The following is a 16,306-nucleotide window of genomic DNA, read 5'->3' as shown; positions in this document are numbered from 1 at the left end:
GGCTCGAGGGAACTGCCGGTAATGAGACGCTAGCGGTGGGTCCCGGGATTGCACCAGAGTTCAGGGGCGGATCGCGGACTGCCACCCCATAGTTGCCGGCCGCGACGTCCAACGACCCGCCACGGCTGCATCCGGGGTCCGGGAAACCGCGCGGCGGCCGCCTGCCGCCGCCCCGCACGGCTACCCGTCGCTCCGGGCAGGGGATAACCTCGACGTGTGACCCCTGAGGAACTGGTCAACCTGGCGCATCTGCGCCGGGCGCGGGACCTGATCGACCGGGACTTTGCCCGGCCTCTCGATGTGCCGACGATGGCGGCGAAGGCGCTGATGTCGCCGGCGCATTTTTCGCGCCGGTTCAAGGCGGCCTACGGGGAGACGCCCTACAACTACCTGATGACCCGCCGGATTGAGCGCGCGATGGCGCTGCTGCGCTCCGGGGCGAGCGTCACGTACGCGTGCATGGAGGTGGGCAGCACCTCGCTGGGATCGTTCAGCACCCGGTTCACCCAGCTGGTGGGCGAAACCCCCAGCGCTTATCGGGCCCGGGAGCATCCGGCGGCCGAGGCGATGCCGCCCTGCATCGCGAAGCTGCTGACCCGGCCCGTGAACCCGAGATCGAGCAGGATCGAAGAAGCGGCCGCCCCGGCCCCTGCGTAGGTTGGGTGCATGAGCATTTCACTTCAGTACTGCAACATCACGGTCAATGACCCCGCGGAATCCATCCCGTTCTACCGGGACGGCCTGGGGCTGGAAGTCCGCAACGACGTCGCCAACGACGGCTTCCACTGGATCACCATGGGCAGCCCCGACCAGCCCGGGCTGGAGCTGGTGCTGTCCGCTCCCCACGCCGGGCGCTCGCAGGCCGACGGCGACCAGCTCCAGGAGCTGCTGGTCAAGGGCGTACTGCCCATGCTGGTCTTCAGCACCGATGACCTGGACGCCGCCTTCGAACGGCTGGTGTCCATCGGGGCGGAGGTCCTGCAGGAGCCCATGGACCAGCCGTGGGGACCGCGCGACTGCGCCGTCCGCGACCCTTCGGGCAACATGATCCGAATCAATCAGGACAAGTAACCCCGGAACGACGGCGGCCGCTCACCGGTTGAGGCGAGCCTCCGCCGTCGTCCCATACCCCGGCATGCGTCCGCGGGTCACGTGTCCGTGACGGGCGCCGCGTGGGGCAGCAGCGACGACGGCGCCGCTCCGACCATCACTTCCACGGCGCGGGCGAGGTGGGTGTGCCGGTCGCTGACCCCGTTCCAGCGCACCAGCCCCTGGGCATTCAGCCCGTCGATCATGCCCAGAACCTGCCAGGCCACGGTTTCCGCGTCCGGCGTGGTGAACTCGCCGGCGGCAACGCCCGCCTCGAGCAGCTCCCGGATCACCGCCTGCCACGCGTCCATCTGCGCGCGCACGCTGACTGCCAGCGCCTCGTTCCGGCGGCCCAAGGACCACGCTTCCACCCATACCGCCGTCACATCCAGCCGGCGGTCGTCCAGAAGCGTGTCAAGCAGCAGGCCGAGGCCCTGCCGGGGCGTGGGCCTCTCCGCCACCATGGCCGACACCTCATCAATTTCAGCGGCCACGATGGAGGTGAAGGCGCCGGCCACGAGGACGTCGACGGTGGGGTGGTAGTGCGCCACCAGGCCCGGGGCCACCCCGGCCCTGCCCGCCACGTTGCGCAGGGTGATCGCGGCAAGGCCCTGCTCGAGCCCGATGGCCCGGGCCGCTTCGGCGAGTTCCGCGGCGCGTTCGGCGGGCGCCTTGCGCGGGGTGCGTTTGGGTGTGCTTGACATCACAGAACAGTCTAGAGTAACTTCGCTGCATTATTGATCATGCGATCAACAAGCGGGCCGGGCGGCCCTTCCTGTTCCCTCACGAGACGGAGGCCTCTGTGGCTTGGAGAATGCCGGCGGAAACCGATCCCCACGAGCGCACTTGGATGGCGTTCCCGCGGGCCGGGCTGACGCTGGGCGCGGATGCGGCGTCGGCCGAGGAAGCGTACGGCGCTTGGGCCGCGGTCGCGCATGCCGTCGCGGAGTTCGAACCGGTTGCCATGGTGGTCGACCCGACGGAGCGGGAGCGCGCCGGCCGCATGCTGGACAGCGGAATCGACCGGCTCGAGGCGCCGCTGGATGAGTTCTGGATGCGGGACATCGGCCCCACCTTCGTGGTCGACGACGAACGGCCGGACGTCCTCGGGGCGGTGGACTGGACCTTCAACGGCTGGGGCGCGCCGGCCTGGGCCGAGTGGGAGAAGAGCCGCGGCATCGGAAGCTTTGTCGCCGCGCAGGCCGGCGCCGAACTCGTCACCTCCCTGCTGGTGAACGAAGGCGGCGCCATCCACGTTGACGGCGAGGGCACCGTGCTGGTGACCGAAACCGTGCAGCTCGATCCCGATCGGAATCCGTATGCCGACAAGGGGCGGGTGCAAGCTGAACTGGCCCGCACGCTGGGCGCCACGCATACGGTGTGGGTCCCCCGGGGCCTGACCCGTGACTACGAGGACCTGGGCACGCGCGGGCACATAGACATGGTGGCCGCCCTTCCCTCACCCGGGCGGATCCTGCTGCACATGCAAAACAACCCCGCACACCCCGACTTCGACGTCAGCCGGTCCCTGCGGTCCTTCTTCGAGACCCAGGTCGATGCGGCGGGCAAGCCGTTCGACATCGTCGAACTGCCCGCCCCCGACACCCTGAAGGACGAGGAGGGTTTCGTCGACTGGAGCTACGTCAACCACCTGGTGGTCAACGGCGGCGTGATCGCCTGCGGCTACGGCGAGGAGCGCGCCGATGCGCTGGCGGCCGAAATCCTGGCCGAAGCCTACCCCGGCCGCCGCGTAGTCACGGTGGACGCGCGGCCGATACTGGCCCGCGGCGGCGGGATCCACTGCATCACGCAGCAGCAACCCAAGCCCGGCGCGAAGGCGGCAGCATGAGCCGGTTCGACGTGGTCGAGGCCTCGATTGCCCAGCTGCGCGAGGCGCTGCACACGGGGCAGGCGACCAGCGAGGAACTCACGAACGCCTACCTGGAACGCATCGCCGCCTACGACCACGGCGGCATCCGGCTGAACGCCGTCGTCGTCATGAATCCCGAGGCGCTCGCGGACGCCCGCGCTTCCGACCGGAGGCGTTCCCGCGGAGAAACCCTGGGACCGCTGGACGGCATCCCCTATACGGCCAAGGACAGTTACATGGCCGAAGGCCTCACCGCCGCCGCCGGCTCGCCCGCCTTCGAGCATCTGGTCGCCAGGCGGGACGCGTTCGCCATCGAACGGCTGCGCGCGGCAGGGGCGGTGCTCCTGGGCCTCACCAACATGCCGCCGATGGCCAACGGGGGCATGCAGCGCGGCCTCTACGGACGCGCCGAAAGCCCCTACAACGCCGACTTCCTGACGGCCGCCTTCGGCTCCGGCTCATCCAACGGCTCCGGAACCGCGACCGCGGCAAGTTTCGCCGCCTTCGGCCTCGGCGAGGAGACCTGGTCCAGCGGCAGGGCGCCGGCGTCGAACAACGCGTTGTGTGCCTACACCCCGTCGCGCGGCATCATCTCGGTGCGGGGCAACTGGCCGCTGGTCCCCACCATGGACGTGGTGGTGCCGCACACCCGGACCATGGCCGACCTGCTGGAAGTGCTGGACGTGATCGTGGCGGACGACCCCGAAACCCGCGGCGACTTCTGGCGCCTGCAGCCCTGGGTGCCCATCCCCGCCGCCTCGTCGGTCCGGCCCGCCTCGTACCCGGCCCTGGCGCCCCGCGGACTCCAGCAGGCCCGGGACGCGCTGCAGGGAAAACGGTTCGGCGTGCCCCGCATGTACATCAACGCCGACCCCGATGCCGGCACCGGCGAGGACCCCGGCATCGGCGGTCCCACCGGGCAGCGGATCGAGACCCGGGCCTCCGTCATCGAGCTGTGGGAAGCTGCCCGCCGGGACCTCGAGGCGGCGGGGGCCGAGGTGGTTCCCGTCGATTTCCCGGTCGTCTCCAACTATGAAGGCGACCGGCCCGGTGCCCCGAAAATCGGCACCCGCGGCCTGGTCAGCCCGGAGTACCTGCGGCGGGAGATCCTGGATCTCTCCGCGTGGGCGTGGGATGACTTCCTCGCCGCCAACGGGGACCCGGCGTTTCGGACCCTGGCCGACGTGGACGGGTCGAAGATTTTTCCGCACCCGCCCGGAGCCCTGCCCGACCCCTACGACGATTTCGACGACATCGCCGCCTATCCGGCGCACGTGCGCGAACACGGCGTTGCCTCGTTCACCGACATCCCCCATCTGGAGGAGGGGCTGCGGGGACTCGAGGAAACCCGCCGGGTGGACCTGGAAGCCTGGCTGGACCACCACGCGCTGGACGCCGTCGTTTTCCCGGCGGTGGCGGACATCGGCCCCGCGGACATGGACGTCAACCAGGCTTCGGCAGACCTTGGCTGGCGCAACGGTGTCTCGGTGGCCAACGGGAACCTCGTCCCGCGCCACCTCGGCATTCCCACCGTCACCGTGCCCATGGGCACGACGGCGGACATCGGCATGCCCGTGGGACTCACCTTCGCGGGGCGCGCCTACGACGACAACGCCCTGTTGGCCGTGGTGGCCGCCTTCGAGGCGACCGGCGCCCGCCGCACCGAGCCGCCGCGGACCCCGCGGCTCGGCTGACGGCCGGGCCGGCCAGCAAGGGGCGGGCCGGCACACGCGCACCTGATGGGCCCGGCCCGCAATTTCCGGGGGGCTAGGCGTGCGGCAGCTCCTGGACCACGAGGAACATGGCGCCGGTCGGGTCGGTCAGGGTGGCGACGCGGCCGAAGGACGTGTCTTCGGCGGGCTGGACCACGCTCCCGCCCCGGGCGGTGGCCTTGTCGACGGCCGCGTCGGCGTTCTCGACGGCGAAGTAGATGCGCCAGTGCGCCGGGATGCCTTCGGGCAGCCAGGCGCCGGCGTCCATGATCCCGGCCGCCGCGGTGTCGCCGGAGCCAAGCGTGGTGTAGCGGAATTCGTCGGTGTCGCTCATGACGTCCGTGTCCCAGCCGAACACGTCCTGGTAGAACTTCACGGTGGCGGGATAGTCGCGGGTGAAGAGTTCGTGCCAGGCGGGGGAGCCAGGCTCGGCGGCCAGCTCGTAGCCGGTATGCCCGGCGAACTCCCAGAGGCCGACGGCGGCCCCTCCGGGGTCGGCCAGCATGCCCATCTTGCCCTGTTCGGGAACTTCCATCGGCTCAACGTAGACCTGGCCGCCGTGGGCCGTGGCGATGCTGGCGGTGGTGTCGATGTCGTCCACGCGCAGGTAGGTGGTCCACGTGTCCGGGGTGTCGGCCTGCTGGCTCTGCATGATGCCCGCAACGGCATGGCCGTCCTTGAAGGCCATAATGTAGCCGCCGTACTTCTCCTGGTCGCCGGTCTCATAGGTCCAGCCGAAAAGCTCCGTGTAGAACTGTTGGGCTCGCTCCGGATCGGAGGTCATCAGGTCCACCCAGCAGGGTGCACCGGGGGCGAGGGTGGGCTTGGGCATGGCTGGCTCCTGTTCCGCGGTTGGGTGGAAACAAGCGCGAGCCTACTCGGGCCTGGGCCGCGGCGGCAATGGGTGTTCCGGGGGACCGAGGGGCGCCGCAACATTGCGGCCGCATTAGGTTAATTAGGTAAGCCTTAGCTAATCTGTTCCGCGTGATCCAACCAACACGAGCAGGACTCCACGCACGCGACCTGGTGCTGCGCTATGGGGACAAGGACGTTGTCCACGGTGCCGGCCTTCAGTTGGAGCCGGGGCGGATCATCGCACTCGTGGGGCCGAACGGCAGCGGCAAATCAACCCTGCTGCGGGCGCTCGCGCGGCTGCACGCCGTGTCTGCCGGAACGATCGCCGTGCAGCCCGACGACGGAGCCCCAACCGATGCGCTCATGATGAAACGCAGCGAATTTTCCAGACACGTGACTCTCCTGTCGCAGAGCCGGCCGGTTCCGCATGGACTAAGCGTCCGCGAGGTGGTGGAATTCGGACGCCACCCGTACCGCGGACGCTGGAGGGCTGCCGATCCTGAGGGGCCCGTCGCCGTCGAACGGGCGATGCTGCTCACGGGTATCACGGATCTGGCGGACCGGGGCGTCCAGGAACTGTCCGGCGGCCAGCTGCAGCGCGTGTGGCTGGCCAGCTGCCTGGCGCAGGATGCTGCCGTGCTGCTGTTGGACGAGCCCACCAATCACCTGGACCTGCGCTACAAAGTGGAGATCCTCGATCTGGTCTATGACCTGGCCCGTGTCCACGGCGTGGCGATCGGCCTGGTACTGCACGATCTCGACGAGGCCGCCGCGCTCGCCGACCACGTCGTGGTGCTCTCGGAAGGCCGCATCGCAGCCGCCGGCCCGGCCCACGAGGCGCTGGACGCGGAGCTGCTCAGCAAGGTTTACTCCATCCCCATTGTCACTCATGCCGACCCGCTGACCGGGCGGCTGCGCACCCGGGCCGTGGGGCGGCACACCGACCAAACGCATGACCAACACGAAAGGACCATCCGTCCATGAAGATCCATAAGGCCCTGGCGGCCCTCGGCGCCGTGGCATTGTTGCTCACCGGCTGTGGCACCACCGAAGAGCCTGCCGAACCCGCAGCCGCCGGCAGCCTCACGGTCACCGACTCGCGCGGCGTAGACGTGGAGCTCTCAGGACCGGCCACCCGCGTGGTCGGCACCGAGTGGAACGTGGTTGAAAACCTGGTCACCTTGGGCGTGATGCCGGTCGGCGTCGCCGACGTCAAGGGCTATGGCGCCTGGGTGAATGCGGCTCCGCTGGACGACACGGTGACCGACATCGGCACCCGCGGTGAACCAAGCTTCGACACGATCGCGTCGCTGGACGCGGACCTGATTGTCGCCACCACCGACCTGGCCGAGAACGTCGTTTCCCAGCTGGAAGAGCTGGCCCCGGTGGTGGTGGTTAAGTCCGCCGACGCCAGCCGCCAGATCCATCAGGCCAAGGACAACCTTCGGCTGATCGCCGAGGCCACAGCCACCGAAGCGAAGGCCGACGACGCCATCGCCGAGTTCGACGCCGCCATGGCGGATGGCAAAGCCGCACTGGAAGAAGCAGGCCTTGCCGGCTCCCGGGTCGCTTTCGCCGACGGCTGGGTGGCCGACGGCCAGGTCTCGATCCGGCCCTTCGTCGAAGGTTCGTTGCTGGCCGACATCAACACCGGATTGGGTCTGGTCTCTCCCTGGGATCTCGAAGGAGATGCCGCCTACGGCCTGGCCTCCACCGACGTTGAGGGGCTGACCACGGTTGACGCGGACAGCTTTGTCTACATCACCAACAGCGTCGAGGGTGACTTCACCGACGAACTGGCCGACAATGCCGTCTGGAAGTCGCTGCCGTTCGTAAAGGCCGGCGAGGTCCACAGGCTGGAGGACGGCATCTGGCTGTTCGGCGGTCCCGCGTCGATGACCCAGTACGTCGACGCCATAGTTTCCACGCTCACCAAGTAGCACGGGACGGACCAACCATGACCGAGACGGTGAACAGGCCCGCGCCGTCCGTGCAGGCGGCCGTTGCAGGGGCTCCCGAACCGGTTCCCGCCGGGGCAGGCGGGCGACGGGCCGCAACAGGGGTGGTCGCCGGAAGCGGACTGGTGCTCCTGCTCCTCTTCTCACTGGTCCACCTCACCCAGGGGACCGCCGCCGTCGGGCTGGCCGAGTTGCTCGGCCTGCTCGACGGCGGCGGTTCCGACCAGCAGACCGCCGTTTTGGTTGCTTCCCGCATTCCGCGGCTGCTGGCCGGAATCCTGGTCGGCGTTGCCCTCGGGGTAGCGGGTGCCGCGTTGCAGTCCGCTACCCGCAATGTCCTGGCGTCCCCGGATACATTGGCGGTCGACGCCGGCGCCCATCTGGCGATCGTCGCGGTCGCCGCGTTTGGGATCACGCTACCCGCGCTGCTCTCCGGCGGCCTCGCATTCATCGGTGGCCTCGCCGCTGCGGTGCTGGTGCTTGCCTTGTCCGGGGCGGGGGCCAATAGCAATGGCGGTCCGATCCGTCTGGTGTTGGCGGGAACCGCCCTGGCCCTGGGGCTTCACTCGGCTACCAGCGGCCTGCTGCTGTTGTTCAGTCAGGAGACCACCGGCTTGTATGCCTGGGGCAAGGGCAGCATTGCCCAAACCAGGAACGATGAGCTGCTGCAGTTCACCCCGATCATCCTGCTGGCTGTTGCCGGGCTGATGTTCCTGGCCCGGAGGATGGACCTGCTGGGTCTAGGCGACGATGCTTCCCGCTTGGCCGGCGCCGACCCCCGGATCGCGCGCACCGGTGCAATCGTCCTGGCCGTGATGCTGTCCGCTTGCGCGGTGACCATTGCGGGTCCGATCGGCTTCGTGGGTCTGTGCGCACCCGCCATCGTGCGGCTGCTGGCCTCCCGCGTCCGGGGCTTGGGCCACCACCGGGTGCTGCTGCCCATCTCGGGGCTGGCGGGCGCGGTGGTCGTGGTCGGCGCCGATGTGGCGGTCCGGGTGGTGCTCGGTGCGCAGGCCGGGGTCGAAGTGCCGACCGGTGCGGTCACCACGGTATTCGGCGCGGTGTTCTTGGTGATCCTGGCGCTGCGGATGCCGGACGCCGGACTCAGCGCGGCCGGCGACGCCCTGGCCAGATTGCGTTCCCGCCCGTTTTATCTCAGCGTGGTTTTGGGGCTTGTCTTCCTGTTGGCCGGCCTGGTGGTGGCCGGGGCGCTGCTCGGCGACGCAAAATTGCTGCTCGGCGATCTGGCCAATTGGCTCACCGGTCAATCCGGAGACCGCGTGAGCGCGGTTCTGGGTACGCGGATGCCTCGCGTTGTGGCGGCAGTGCTGGCCGGTGCGGCGCTGGCGATCGCCGGAGCGCTGATCCAGGCGGTGTCCCGGAATTCCCTGGCCGAACCGGGCATTATCGGCGTGTCCGGCGGCGGCGGGCTCGCGGCAATCATCGTCATCACTACTGTTCCGCTGGCCGGCGCCTGGGCGGTCACCGGAACCGCGCTGGTCGGATCGGCGTTGACGGCTCTGTTGGTGTTTGGTTTGGCGTTCCGTGGCGGCCTGCAGCAGAACAAGCTCGTCCTGATCGGCATTGGCGTCTCCGCCGCGCTCACCGCGGTGATCGCAGTCCTGCTGGTCACCACGGACCCCTACAACCAGACGAAAGCCCTGACCTGGCTCTCGGGTTCCACGTACGGCCGGACCTTCGCCTCGGTGCTGCCGCCGCTTGCCGCGCTGGTTCTTGCCGTGCCGGTGCTGGCCGGGCTGCGCCGCGACTTGGACCTGGTCGCCGTCGACGACGATTCCCCGCGCGTGCTGGGCGTTGGCCTGAACGGCACCCGGCTGCTGCTGCTGACGACGGCGGTGCTGCTGACCGCCGGCGCGGTGTCCTCGGTGGGCGTGATCGCCTTCGTCGGCCTGGTCGCCCCGCACGCGGCCCGGTCGCTCGTGGGCGCCCGGCACAGCCGGGTCTTGCCGGTGGCCGCACTGCTCGGCGCCTGCACCGTGGTGCTGGCGGACATCATCGGGCGGACGGTCATCGCCCCGGCACAGATCCCGGCCGGCATCATGACCGCGTTGGTCGGCGCCCCGTACTTCGTGTACTTGCTCTGGCGCTCACGCGTCGACCGGACTGCATGACCCTTCGGGCGCCGGAACGGCCGGAACCGCCCCGGCGCCACGGGGTGCCTTTACGGCGCATAGGACTCCGCCGGCACGTAGCCCTCGCCCGTGTGCTCCTGGACCTGCACCTCGGAAATCGGGGCCATGTTGGTGGTGGTGTCCACGCTCAGGCCGTCGAGCAGCAGCGGCGGCTCGAAGTCCTTGACGTTGCGGACCGCTTCCATCAGCGCCTCGTGGGTCGGCTCGGCCATGTTCTTGAACGCTTCCTCGAGGGTGGCCGCGGTGGCGTAGCCCCAGAGACAATGCGGGATGATCTGGTCGGCGGTATCGGGGGCGTACTCCTTGATGTCGGCCAGGAACTGCTTCACTTCCTCGTCGTCGGTCTGCGTGGGTTGCTTGGTGAAGCCGGTGCTGTACACGTTCGGGAAGGCGCTGGCATTGCCCGGTTCCAGCACGTCCCGCTCGTTGGCGGCCACGGCCGCCAGGAAGATGGACGGGGTCCAGCCAAGGTCCTGCGCGCGTACCATCGACGACGCCGTCAGCGCCGGCACCGTGTTGGCCGAGAAGAAGACGTCGGCCTCGCTGTCCGCCAGTTGGGCCATCTGCGCGTCCACCGTCGGGTCGCCCGGTTCGAACGTGGCCCGCTGCACGATCTCCACCTCCGAGCCTTGGATGGCGTCCTCGAGCCCGGCAACAAACTCGTTGCCGGCGTCGTCGTTCTGTTCCAGCACGGCGACGGTGACGGCCGTGCCGGAGTCCACCAGGAACTTGCCGAAGGAGTTGCCTTCGGCGTAGTAGGTGGGCATCCAGCCGATGGTCCACGGGTTGGCCTCGGGGTCTTCGCTGAACACCGAGTCGCCGGAGGCCACGAACACCTGCGGGAACTCTTCCTCGGTGGCCACCGGCATGACGGCCAGGTTGGTGCGGGTGCCCAGGCCGTTGACGTCGGCGAAGACGCCCTCGGCGATCATCTGCCGGAAGTTCGCCACGGCGCGGCCGGGATCGTAGGCGTCGTCGTACGCCTTGAGCTCCACTTTGCGGGTCTTGCCGTCGCCGAATTCCACGCCGCCGTCCGCATTGGCGGCGCCGAAGTAGGCCTCCATGCCCGCGACCAGGCAGCTGCCCGGCGCGCCGGCCACGCCGCTGAGCGAGGTGGTGCTGCCGAGCAGGATGCTGGTGTCGGTGATGCCCTGTTCCGCTCCGCCGCCCTCCGTGGCGCCCGGGCTGCCCTCGGGCGAGTTGCCGCCGTCGCCCCGGCCGCAACCGCTGAGCGCGAGCGTGAGGGCCGCCGCGGCCGCCACGGCACCCGTGGCGCCGCGTCCGATCTGCCGTGTTCGCATTGTTCTCTCCTTAGCCTTGTGGGCTTTGTGCTGGATCGGTGAGTTGCCCCCCTGCCGGCTCACATCGCCGTGGTGGTCGGGGTATGGACTTCAGGGCCGGTGTCGGGAGCCTTGAGGGCGGCCTCGGGCTCCGCACGTCTGAGCCGCATCCGCCGCAGCAGCGCGGGCAGGGTCACCAGCCCGCCGGGGGCCAGGAACAGGATGACCAGCAGGGCCGCGCCGTAGATGATCGGGGTGTGCGAGGCGTCGATTTGCCCGGCCAGGACGGGAATGAAAACGAAGAAGAGTCCGCCGAGCAGGGACCCGAGTATGCTGGCCGACCCGCCGATGATCATGGCCGCCAGCATGTTGATGGAGACCACGAAGCTGAGGGTGGCCGGAGACATGTATTGCACGGCGGCCAGGTAGAGGAAGCCCGCGACGCCGCCGTACAGGGACGCGACGGTGAACGCGAGGACCTTGTACCGGTAGTTGGAGACGCCCATCGCGGTGGCCACGGCCTCGTTCTCGCGCACGATGTCGAAGGCCCGTCCGATCCGGCCACGGGTCAGGTTGGCCGCCAGCACGAAGAGCACGGCGGCGATGCCGAGCACCACGTAGTACCGCCACTGGTCGTCGGCCAGTCCGGTCCAGTCCGGGGCGTTCATCCACTGCACGGTGATGCCGACGGAGCCGCCGGTGAAATCGTCCAGTCGCTTGGCCAGCCGGTCCGCGATGATCGGCAACGAGATGGTGACCATGGCCAGCGAAACCCCGCGCAGCCGGACCGCGGGAAGGGCGACCAGGAAACCGACGACGGCGGGGATCAGGGCGGCGAGCATGAAGGTCAGCAGCACCGGCCAGCCCTCGGTGACGCCGTACGCGGTGACGTAGGCGCCCAGCCCCATGAATGCGCTTTGGCCCAGCGAGATCTGCCCGGCGTACCCGGTCACGAGGTTGAGCCCCAGGATCGCGACGGCGAAGGCGGCGACCACTGTCAGCTGGTAGTTCACGTAGGGGATGAGCTGCAGCGGCGCCAGGACCGCCAGCACGACGAGGACGACGGCGGCGGCGATCCGGAACCAGCGCGAGGCGAAGACGTTGCGCTTCATACCCGCACCACCTCCTTCTGCCCGAAGAGGCCCTGGGGCCTAACCAGCAGCACGATGAACATCGCGATCAGCGGCACGGCGATCTTGAGGTCGTCGCCGATGAAGCCGATGTAGGCCCCGGCGAGGTTTTCGACCACGCCGATCAGGCCGGCGGCAACCACCGCGCCCAGCGGGCTGTTGAGACCGCCGAGGATGGCGGCGGCCAGGGCGTAGACCAGCACCTGGTCCAGCATGTGCGGGGACAAGAAGACCTTCGGGGCGATCAACACGCCCGCGATGGCGCCCAGCACCGCGGCCAGGGCCCAGCCCACCATGAGCAGCCGGCCCACCGGGATGCCCGAGAGCGCGCTGGACTCGGGGTTGTCCGCCACCGCCCGCAGGGCCAGGCCGAGCTTGGTTTTCTTGAACAGCAGCTGGAGTGCCAGCACCACCAGCAGCAGCACCACGATGTTGCCCAGCGACTGATAGCTGATGAAGGCCCCGGCGACCTGGAAGGTGCCCAGCGGGAAGAGCGAGGGGAACTGCTGGGAGTTGTAGCCCCAGAACAGGCCGGCCAGCCCGGTGAACAGCACCAGCAGGGCCACCGTGACGATGATGGCGGTGTCGGGCAGCCCGCGCTCGAAGCGCCGCATGATCAGGCGCTCCACCCCGGCGCCCAGCGGCGCCGAGACCAGGATCGCCAGGGGAATGGCGAGCGCCGGCGGAATGCCGGCCTGCCACAGGGTCCAGGCCAGGAAGGTGGAGAACACGGCCATGGCGCCCTGCGCAAAATTGATCAGCCCGGTGGCCCGGTTCACCAGCACGATGGCGAGCGCCAGGGCGGCGTAGATGGCCCCGTTGCCCAGGCCGTCGATGATGAGCTGCAGGAACAGTGAATCCACGGCTCACCCGCCCAGGTACGCTTTGCGAATGGCTTCCAGGCCCATAAGCTCTTCGCGCGGCCCGGACAGCACAGCGTGCCCGGTTTCCAGGACCGTGGCCTCGTCCACAATGGAGAAGGCCAGGGCAGCGTTCTGCTCCACCACCACCATGGACAACCCCGTTTCGGTGCGCAGTTTGGTGATCGCTTCGTAGACCTGGCCGGCCGTGCTGGGCGCCAGCCCCAAAGACGGCTCGTCCAGCAGCACGAGCTTGGGCCCGGACATGAAGGCGCGCCCGATCGCGAGCATCTGCTGCTCACCGCCGGACAGCGCGGCGGCCGGTGTCTTGCTGCGCGCCGCGAGCTGCGGGAAGAGATCGAAGTAGTTGTCCCGGTCGGCGGCGACGCCGCGCTGGTCCTTGCGCCGGTAGGCACCGACCAGCAGGTTGTCCTGCACGCTGAGGTTGGCCAGGGTGCCGCGGTCCTGCGGCACGTGGGCGATACCCAGCCGGGCCACCTGGTCGGGCCGCATCCCGCCGATCCTGCGGCCCTCGAAGGTGATGTCCCCGCTGGTCTTTACCATGCCGCTGATGGCGCGCAACGTCGTGGTCTTGCCGGCGCCGTTGGCGCCCAGGATGCCGATCGCGCCGCCGTCGGCCACGCTCAGGCTGATCCCGTGCAGTGCCACGGCCCGGCCGTACCAGGCGCGCACGTTGGAGAGTTCGAGGAGGCCCGTCATGCCGCCCCCTGCCCGAGGTACGCCTCGACCACGCGCGGATCCTGCCGGACCTCGGCCGCCGTGCCCTCCGCCAGCTTCCGCCCCTGGTTGAGGACGGCCAGGCGGTCCGTCACCGCGGAAATCAAGCCCATGTGATGTTCGACGACGACGATGGTCAGCTCGAATTCCGCGCGCAGGTTCCTGATCCAGCCGATCAGGTCCTCGACTTCCGCGTGCGAAAGCCCGGCGGCCGGCTCATCCAGCAGCAGCAGTTTGGGCTGGCTGAGCAGCGCCCGGCACAACTCCACGCGCTTGCGGAAGCCGTGGGCCAGCTCGCCGGCCGGCAGCCGGGTGGCCCAGTCCAGGTCCAACCGGGCGAGAACGTCATGGGCCCGCCGGCGGAGAGCGCGCTCGCCGCGGACGGCGTGCGGGAGCCGGAGCGCCCAGGACAGCGCACCGCCGGACAGCCGTGAATGGCCGCCGAGGAGCACGTTGTCCAGCACCGTTTGGTCTAACTGCAGCGCGGGATGCTGGAACGTGCGGGCCAGCCCCATCCGCGCCAGGGCGGACGGCGCACGGGAGAGGACGTCCGCGCCGTCGATGCCGATGAACCCCGACGACGGCTTGTAGTGTCCGCTGACGCAGTTGAACAGGGACGTCTTGCCCGCGCCGTTGGGGCCAATGAGCCCGAAGACCGTCGAGGGTTCCACCTCGAAGGAAACAGAATCCAGCACCGTGATGCCGCCAAAGTGCAGAGAAACATCCTCGACGGTCAGCCGGGCCGTCATGGCCGCACACTCTCTGCCGTACGCCACATGGATTCAACGCTTCCTGGAGGCGGGAGACTGCTCATTCCGGCGTCGTGGGCCGGCTGGTGCTAACAAGAATGTTGACATTGAAGCTAACGATGTGATCTATCTCATGTCAAGGCGGTGATGGGAACGTTATGGCCGCCGTCGTCAGGCAGGGGAAGCAACAGGCGTTCGGCGGCTGCACGGCTGCACCGCGGAAAGGCGGACACGATGTCTGGCTCCATCCCGTATCTCTTCAGGGGACACCGCCATGCTCCCGAAGAGCGCGGCGGCCGTCCGCCCCAGCCTCGGACCGAACATCTTCCGGGCATGGTCATCGAGCGGGACATCGCCGTGGCCGCGTCGTCCGGCGCGGTGATCCGCGTGGATGTCTATCGGCCCGACGGCGCGGTGCGCGCCGCTCCGCTGGTCAGTTGGTCGCCGTACGGTAAGCACATCACCGAGCAGCTGGGCGTGGTCCGCCCCACCAGCGGGGTGCGGGCCGGTTACACCAGCGGGCTGACGACCTTCGAGGCGCCGGACCCCGCCTACTGGGTGCCGCACGGCTACGCGGTCGTCGTGGCCGACATCCCGGGCACCTGGTACTCGGAGGGCGCGGCAACCTACTGCTCTCCGGAGGAAGCCAGGGACTTCTACGACCTGATCGAGTGGGCCGGCGGGCAGGAATGGAGCAACGGCAAGGTCGGACTGTCCGGCGTCTCCTACCTGACCGTCTCCCAGTGGCGCGTGGCCGAGCTGGACCCGCCGCACCTGGCCGCAATCAACCCCTGGGAAGGCTGGACCGACACCTATCGGGAAGTCGCGCGGCACGGCGGCATCCCGGAAACGTGGTTCTGGCCCTACATCTGGGAACGCTGGGGCTACGCCACCGGCCCCATCGAAGACCTGGAAGCCGAGACGGCCGCGCATCCGTTCTACGACGCCTTTTGGGAGTCCAAGAGCGCCGAATTGGAGAAGGTCACCGTCCCGGCGTTCGTCGTCGCCAGCTGGTCGGACCAGGGGCTGCACACGCGGGGGACCCTGGAGGGCTTCCGCCGGATTGCCTCCGAGGAGAAATGGCTGTACGTGCACGGCCGGAAGAAGTGGGCCGAGTACTACCGCCCCGGCATGGTGGAGCAGCAGCGGGTCTTCTTCGACCACTTCCTCCACGGGCGGGACGGCGGCCTGGCGGACTGGCCGCGGGTGCGGCTGGAGGTGCGGGACCGCTTCTACGAGGGGAGCACCTACGCTGCCGCGGATTGGCCGGCGCCGCAGACCCGGTACCGCACCCTCTATCTCGATGCCGCGGCCGGCTCGCTCGCGGACGAGCCGCCCGCCGCAGAAGGGGCCGCCGCCTACGACTCGCTGGGCAGCGGGCTGCGGCCGCACCGGGCGGAATTCAGCCTCGCCTTCCGCGAGGAGACCATGCTCGTGGGCCACGCCAAGGCCGTGCTCTTCCTGTCGGCCCCGGACGCCGAGGATTTGGACGTCTTCGTGGCACTGTTCAAGAAGGACCGGGACGGCACGGTGGTCGGCTTCCCCTACTACGCCATTTTCGACGACGGCCCCGTCGCGGTGGGCTGGCAGCGCGCCTCCCACCGTGAACTCGATCCGGACCGCTCCACCGAGTACCTCCCGGTGCTGGCCCACCGGCGGGCCCTGCCGCTGCCCCCGGACGGCCCGGTCCGGCTGGAGATCGAGATCCTGCCCTCCGGTACCCGCTTCGAGGCCGGGGACACCCTGGGCCTGGTGGTGCAGGGGTCCGACGTCATGCGCTACCCCAAGCCCGACCTCTACGCCCGGCACGAGGACTCGGTCAACCGCGGGGAGCACCGCATCCACACCGGCGGGCAGTCCGCCTCGCACCTGGTGCTCCCGGTGTTCGCCGAAACCCCGGGCTAACACGCCG

At 69.2% G+C, this 16,306-nt stretch carries 15 protein-coding genes; 8 read left to right on the top strand and 7 right to left on the bottom strand.

The annotated features are described in order from the left end of the window. Nucleotides 1-216: 216 nt before the first annotated feature. The gene (locus tag AC5RVG_RS06320) at nt 217-657 is read left to right on the top strand and encodes a helix-turn-helix domain-containing protein (protein WP_494002174.1); all 441 of its coding nucleotides are present in this window, start codon (nt 217-219) and stop codon (nt 655-657) included. 9 nt (nt 658-666) lie between these two features. Beyond that, nucleotides 667-1,071, top strand: coding sequence for a VOC family protein (locus tag AC5RVG_RS06315; RefSeq protein ID WP_494013154.1), 405 nt, complete (start codon nt 667-669; stop codon nt 1,069-1,071). A 77-nt stretch (nt 1,072-1,148) separates the two neighbouring features. Here AC5RVG_RS06315 and AC5RVG_RS06310 read toward each other — a convergent pair whose 3' ends face one another. Next, a complete protein-coding gene (locus AC5RVG_RS06310; protein WP_494002176.1) occupies nt 1,149-1,793 on the bottom strand; it encodes a TetR/AcrR family transcriptional regulator in 645 nt (214 codons plus the stop codon). A 98-nt stretch (nt 1,794-1,891) separates the two neighbouring features. Between AC5RVG_RS06310 and AC5RVG_RS06305 the strand changes: the two genes are divergently transcribed. Both AC5RVG_RS06305 and AC5RVG_RS06300 read left to right on the top strand, forming a co-directional pair. After that, on the top strand, nt 1,892-2,938 hold the full coding sequence (locus AC5RVG_RS06305; RefSeq protein WP_494013153.1) for an agmatine deiminase family protein: 1,047 nt from the start codon (nt 1,892-1,894) through the stop codon (nt 2,936-2,938). After that, nucleotides 2,935-4,653: an amidase gene (locus AC5RVG_RS06300; protein WP_494013152.1), complete on the top strand. Its 1,719-nt coding sequence runs from the start codon at nt 2,935-2,937 to the stop codon at nt 4,651-4,653. Before AC5RVG_RS06305 ends, AC5RVG_RS06300 begins: the two co-directional genes overlap by 4 nt. A 73-nt stretch (nt 4,654-4,726) precedes the next feature. Here AC5RVG_RS06300 and AC5RVG_RS06295 read toward each other — a convergent pair whose 3' ends face one another. Further along, nucleotides 4,727-5,503 carry a VOC family protein gene (locus AC5RVG_RS06295; protein ID WP_494013151.1) on the bottom strand — a complete coding sequence of 259 codons (777 nt, stop codon included), beginning with the start codon at nt 5,501-5,503 and terminating at the stop codon, nt 4,727-4,729. A gap of 152 nt (nt 5,504-5,655) precedes the next feature. Between AC5RVG_RS06295 and AC5RVG_RS06290 the strand changes: the two genes are divergently transcribed. From AC5RVG_RS06290 to AC5RVG_RS06280, 3 genes are read left to right on the top strand one after another with little or no spacing between them, the layout of a single operon-like run. Next, nucleotides 5,656-6,510 (top strand): ABC transporter ATP-binding protein, encoded by an 855-nt coding sequence (locus tag AC5RVG_RS06290; protein WP_494013150.1) that lies wholly within the window; start codon nt 5,656-5,658, stop codon nt 6,508-6,510. Further along, complete coding sequence (locus AC5RVG_RS06285) at nt 6,507-7,466, top strand: ABC transporter substrate-binding protein (RefSeq protein WP_494013149.1); 960 nt, start codon at nt 6,507-6,509, stop codon at nt 7,464-7,466. The genes AC5RVG_RS06290 and AC5RVG_RS06285 overlap by 4 nt, the downstream gene beginning before the upstream one ends. A gap of 17 nt (nt 7,467-7,483) precedes the next feature. Then, complete coding sequence (locus tag AC5RVG_RS06280) at nt 7,484-9,616, top strand: iron ABC transporter permease (protein ID WP_494013148.1); 2,133 nt, start codon at nt 7,484-7,486, stop codon at nt 9,614-9,616. A gap of 50 nt (nt 9,617-9,666) precedes the next feature. Here AC5RVG_RS06280 and AC5RVG_RS06275 read toward each other — a convergent pair whose 3' ends face one another. The 5 genes from AC5RVG_RS06275 to AC5RVG_RS06255 are packed head-to-tail and all read right to left on the bottom strand — an operon-like array spanning nt 9,667 to nt 14,394. Further along, nucleotides 9,667-10,938: an ABC transporter substrate-binding protein gene (locus AC5RVG_RS06275; protein WP_494013147.1), complete on the bottom strand. Its 1,272-nt coding sequence runs from the start codon at nt 10,936-10,938 to the stop codon at nt 9,667-9,669. Nucleotides 10,939-10,997: 59 nt separating this feature from the next. Continuing rightward, nucleotides 10,998-12,029, bottom strand: coding sequence for a branched-chain amino acid ABC transporter permease (locus tag AC5RVG_RS06270; protein ID WP_494013146.1), 1,032 nt, complete (start codon nt 12,027-12,029; stop codon nt 10,998-11,000). Then, nucleotides 12,026-12,910, bottom strand: coding sequence for a branched-chain amino acid ABC transporter permease (locus tag AC5RVG_RS06265; protein WP_493977056.1), 885 nt, complete (start codon nt 12,908-12,910; stop codon nt 12,026-12,028). The genes AC5RVG_RS06270 and AC5RVG_RS06265 overlap by 4 nt, the downstream gene beginning before the upstream one ends. Nucleotides 12,911-12,913: 3 nt before the next feature. After that, complete coding sequence (locus AC5RVG_RS06260) at nt 12,914-13,627, bottom strand: ABC transporter ATP-binding protein (RefSeq protein WP_494013145.1); 714 nt, start codon at nt 13,625-13,627, stop codon at nt 12,914-12,916. Then, nucleotides 13,624-14,394, bottom strand: coding sequence for an ABC transporter ATP-binding protein (locus AC5RVG_RS06255; protein WP_494013144.1), 771 nt, complete (start codon nt 14,392-14,394; stop codon nt 13,624-13,626). The genes AC5RVG_RS06260 and AC5RVG_RS06255 overlap by 4 nt, the downstream gene beginning before the upstream one ends. Nucleotides 14,395-14,628: 234 nt before the next feature. On the opposite strand from AC5RVG_RS06255, the gene AC5RVG_RS06250 reads away from it, so the two are divergent. Beyond that, nucleotides 14,629-16,299 (top strand): CocE/NonD family hydrolase, encoded by a 1,671-nt coding sequence (locus tag AC5RVG_RS06250; protein WP_494013143.1) that lies wholly within the window; start codon nt 14,629-14,631, stop codon nt 16,297-16,299. The last annotated feature ends 7 nt before the right edge of the window (nt 16,300-16,306 follow it).

Source organism: Arthrobacter senegalensis, from assembly GCF_059091765.1.
This window is presented reverse-complemented; position numbering and strand designations above follow the sequence as displayed.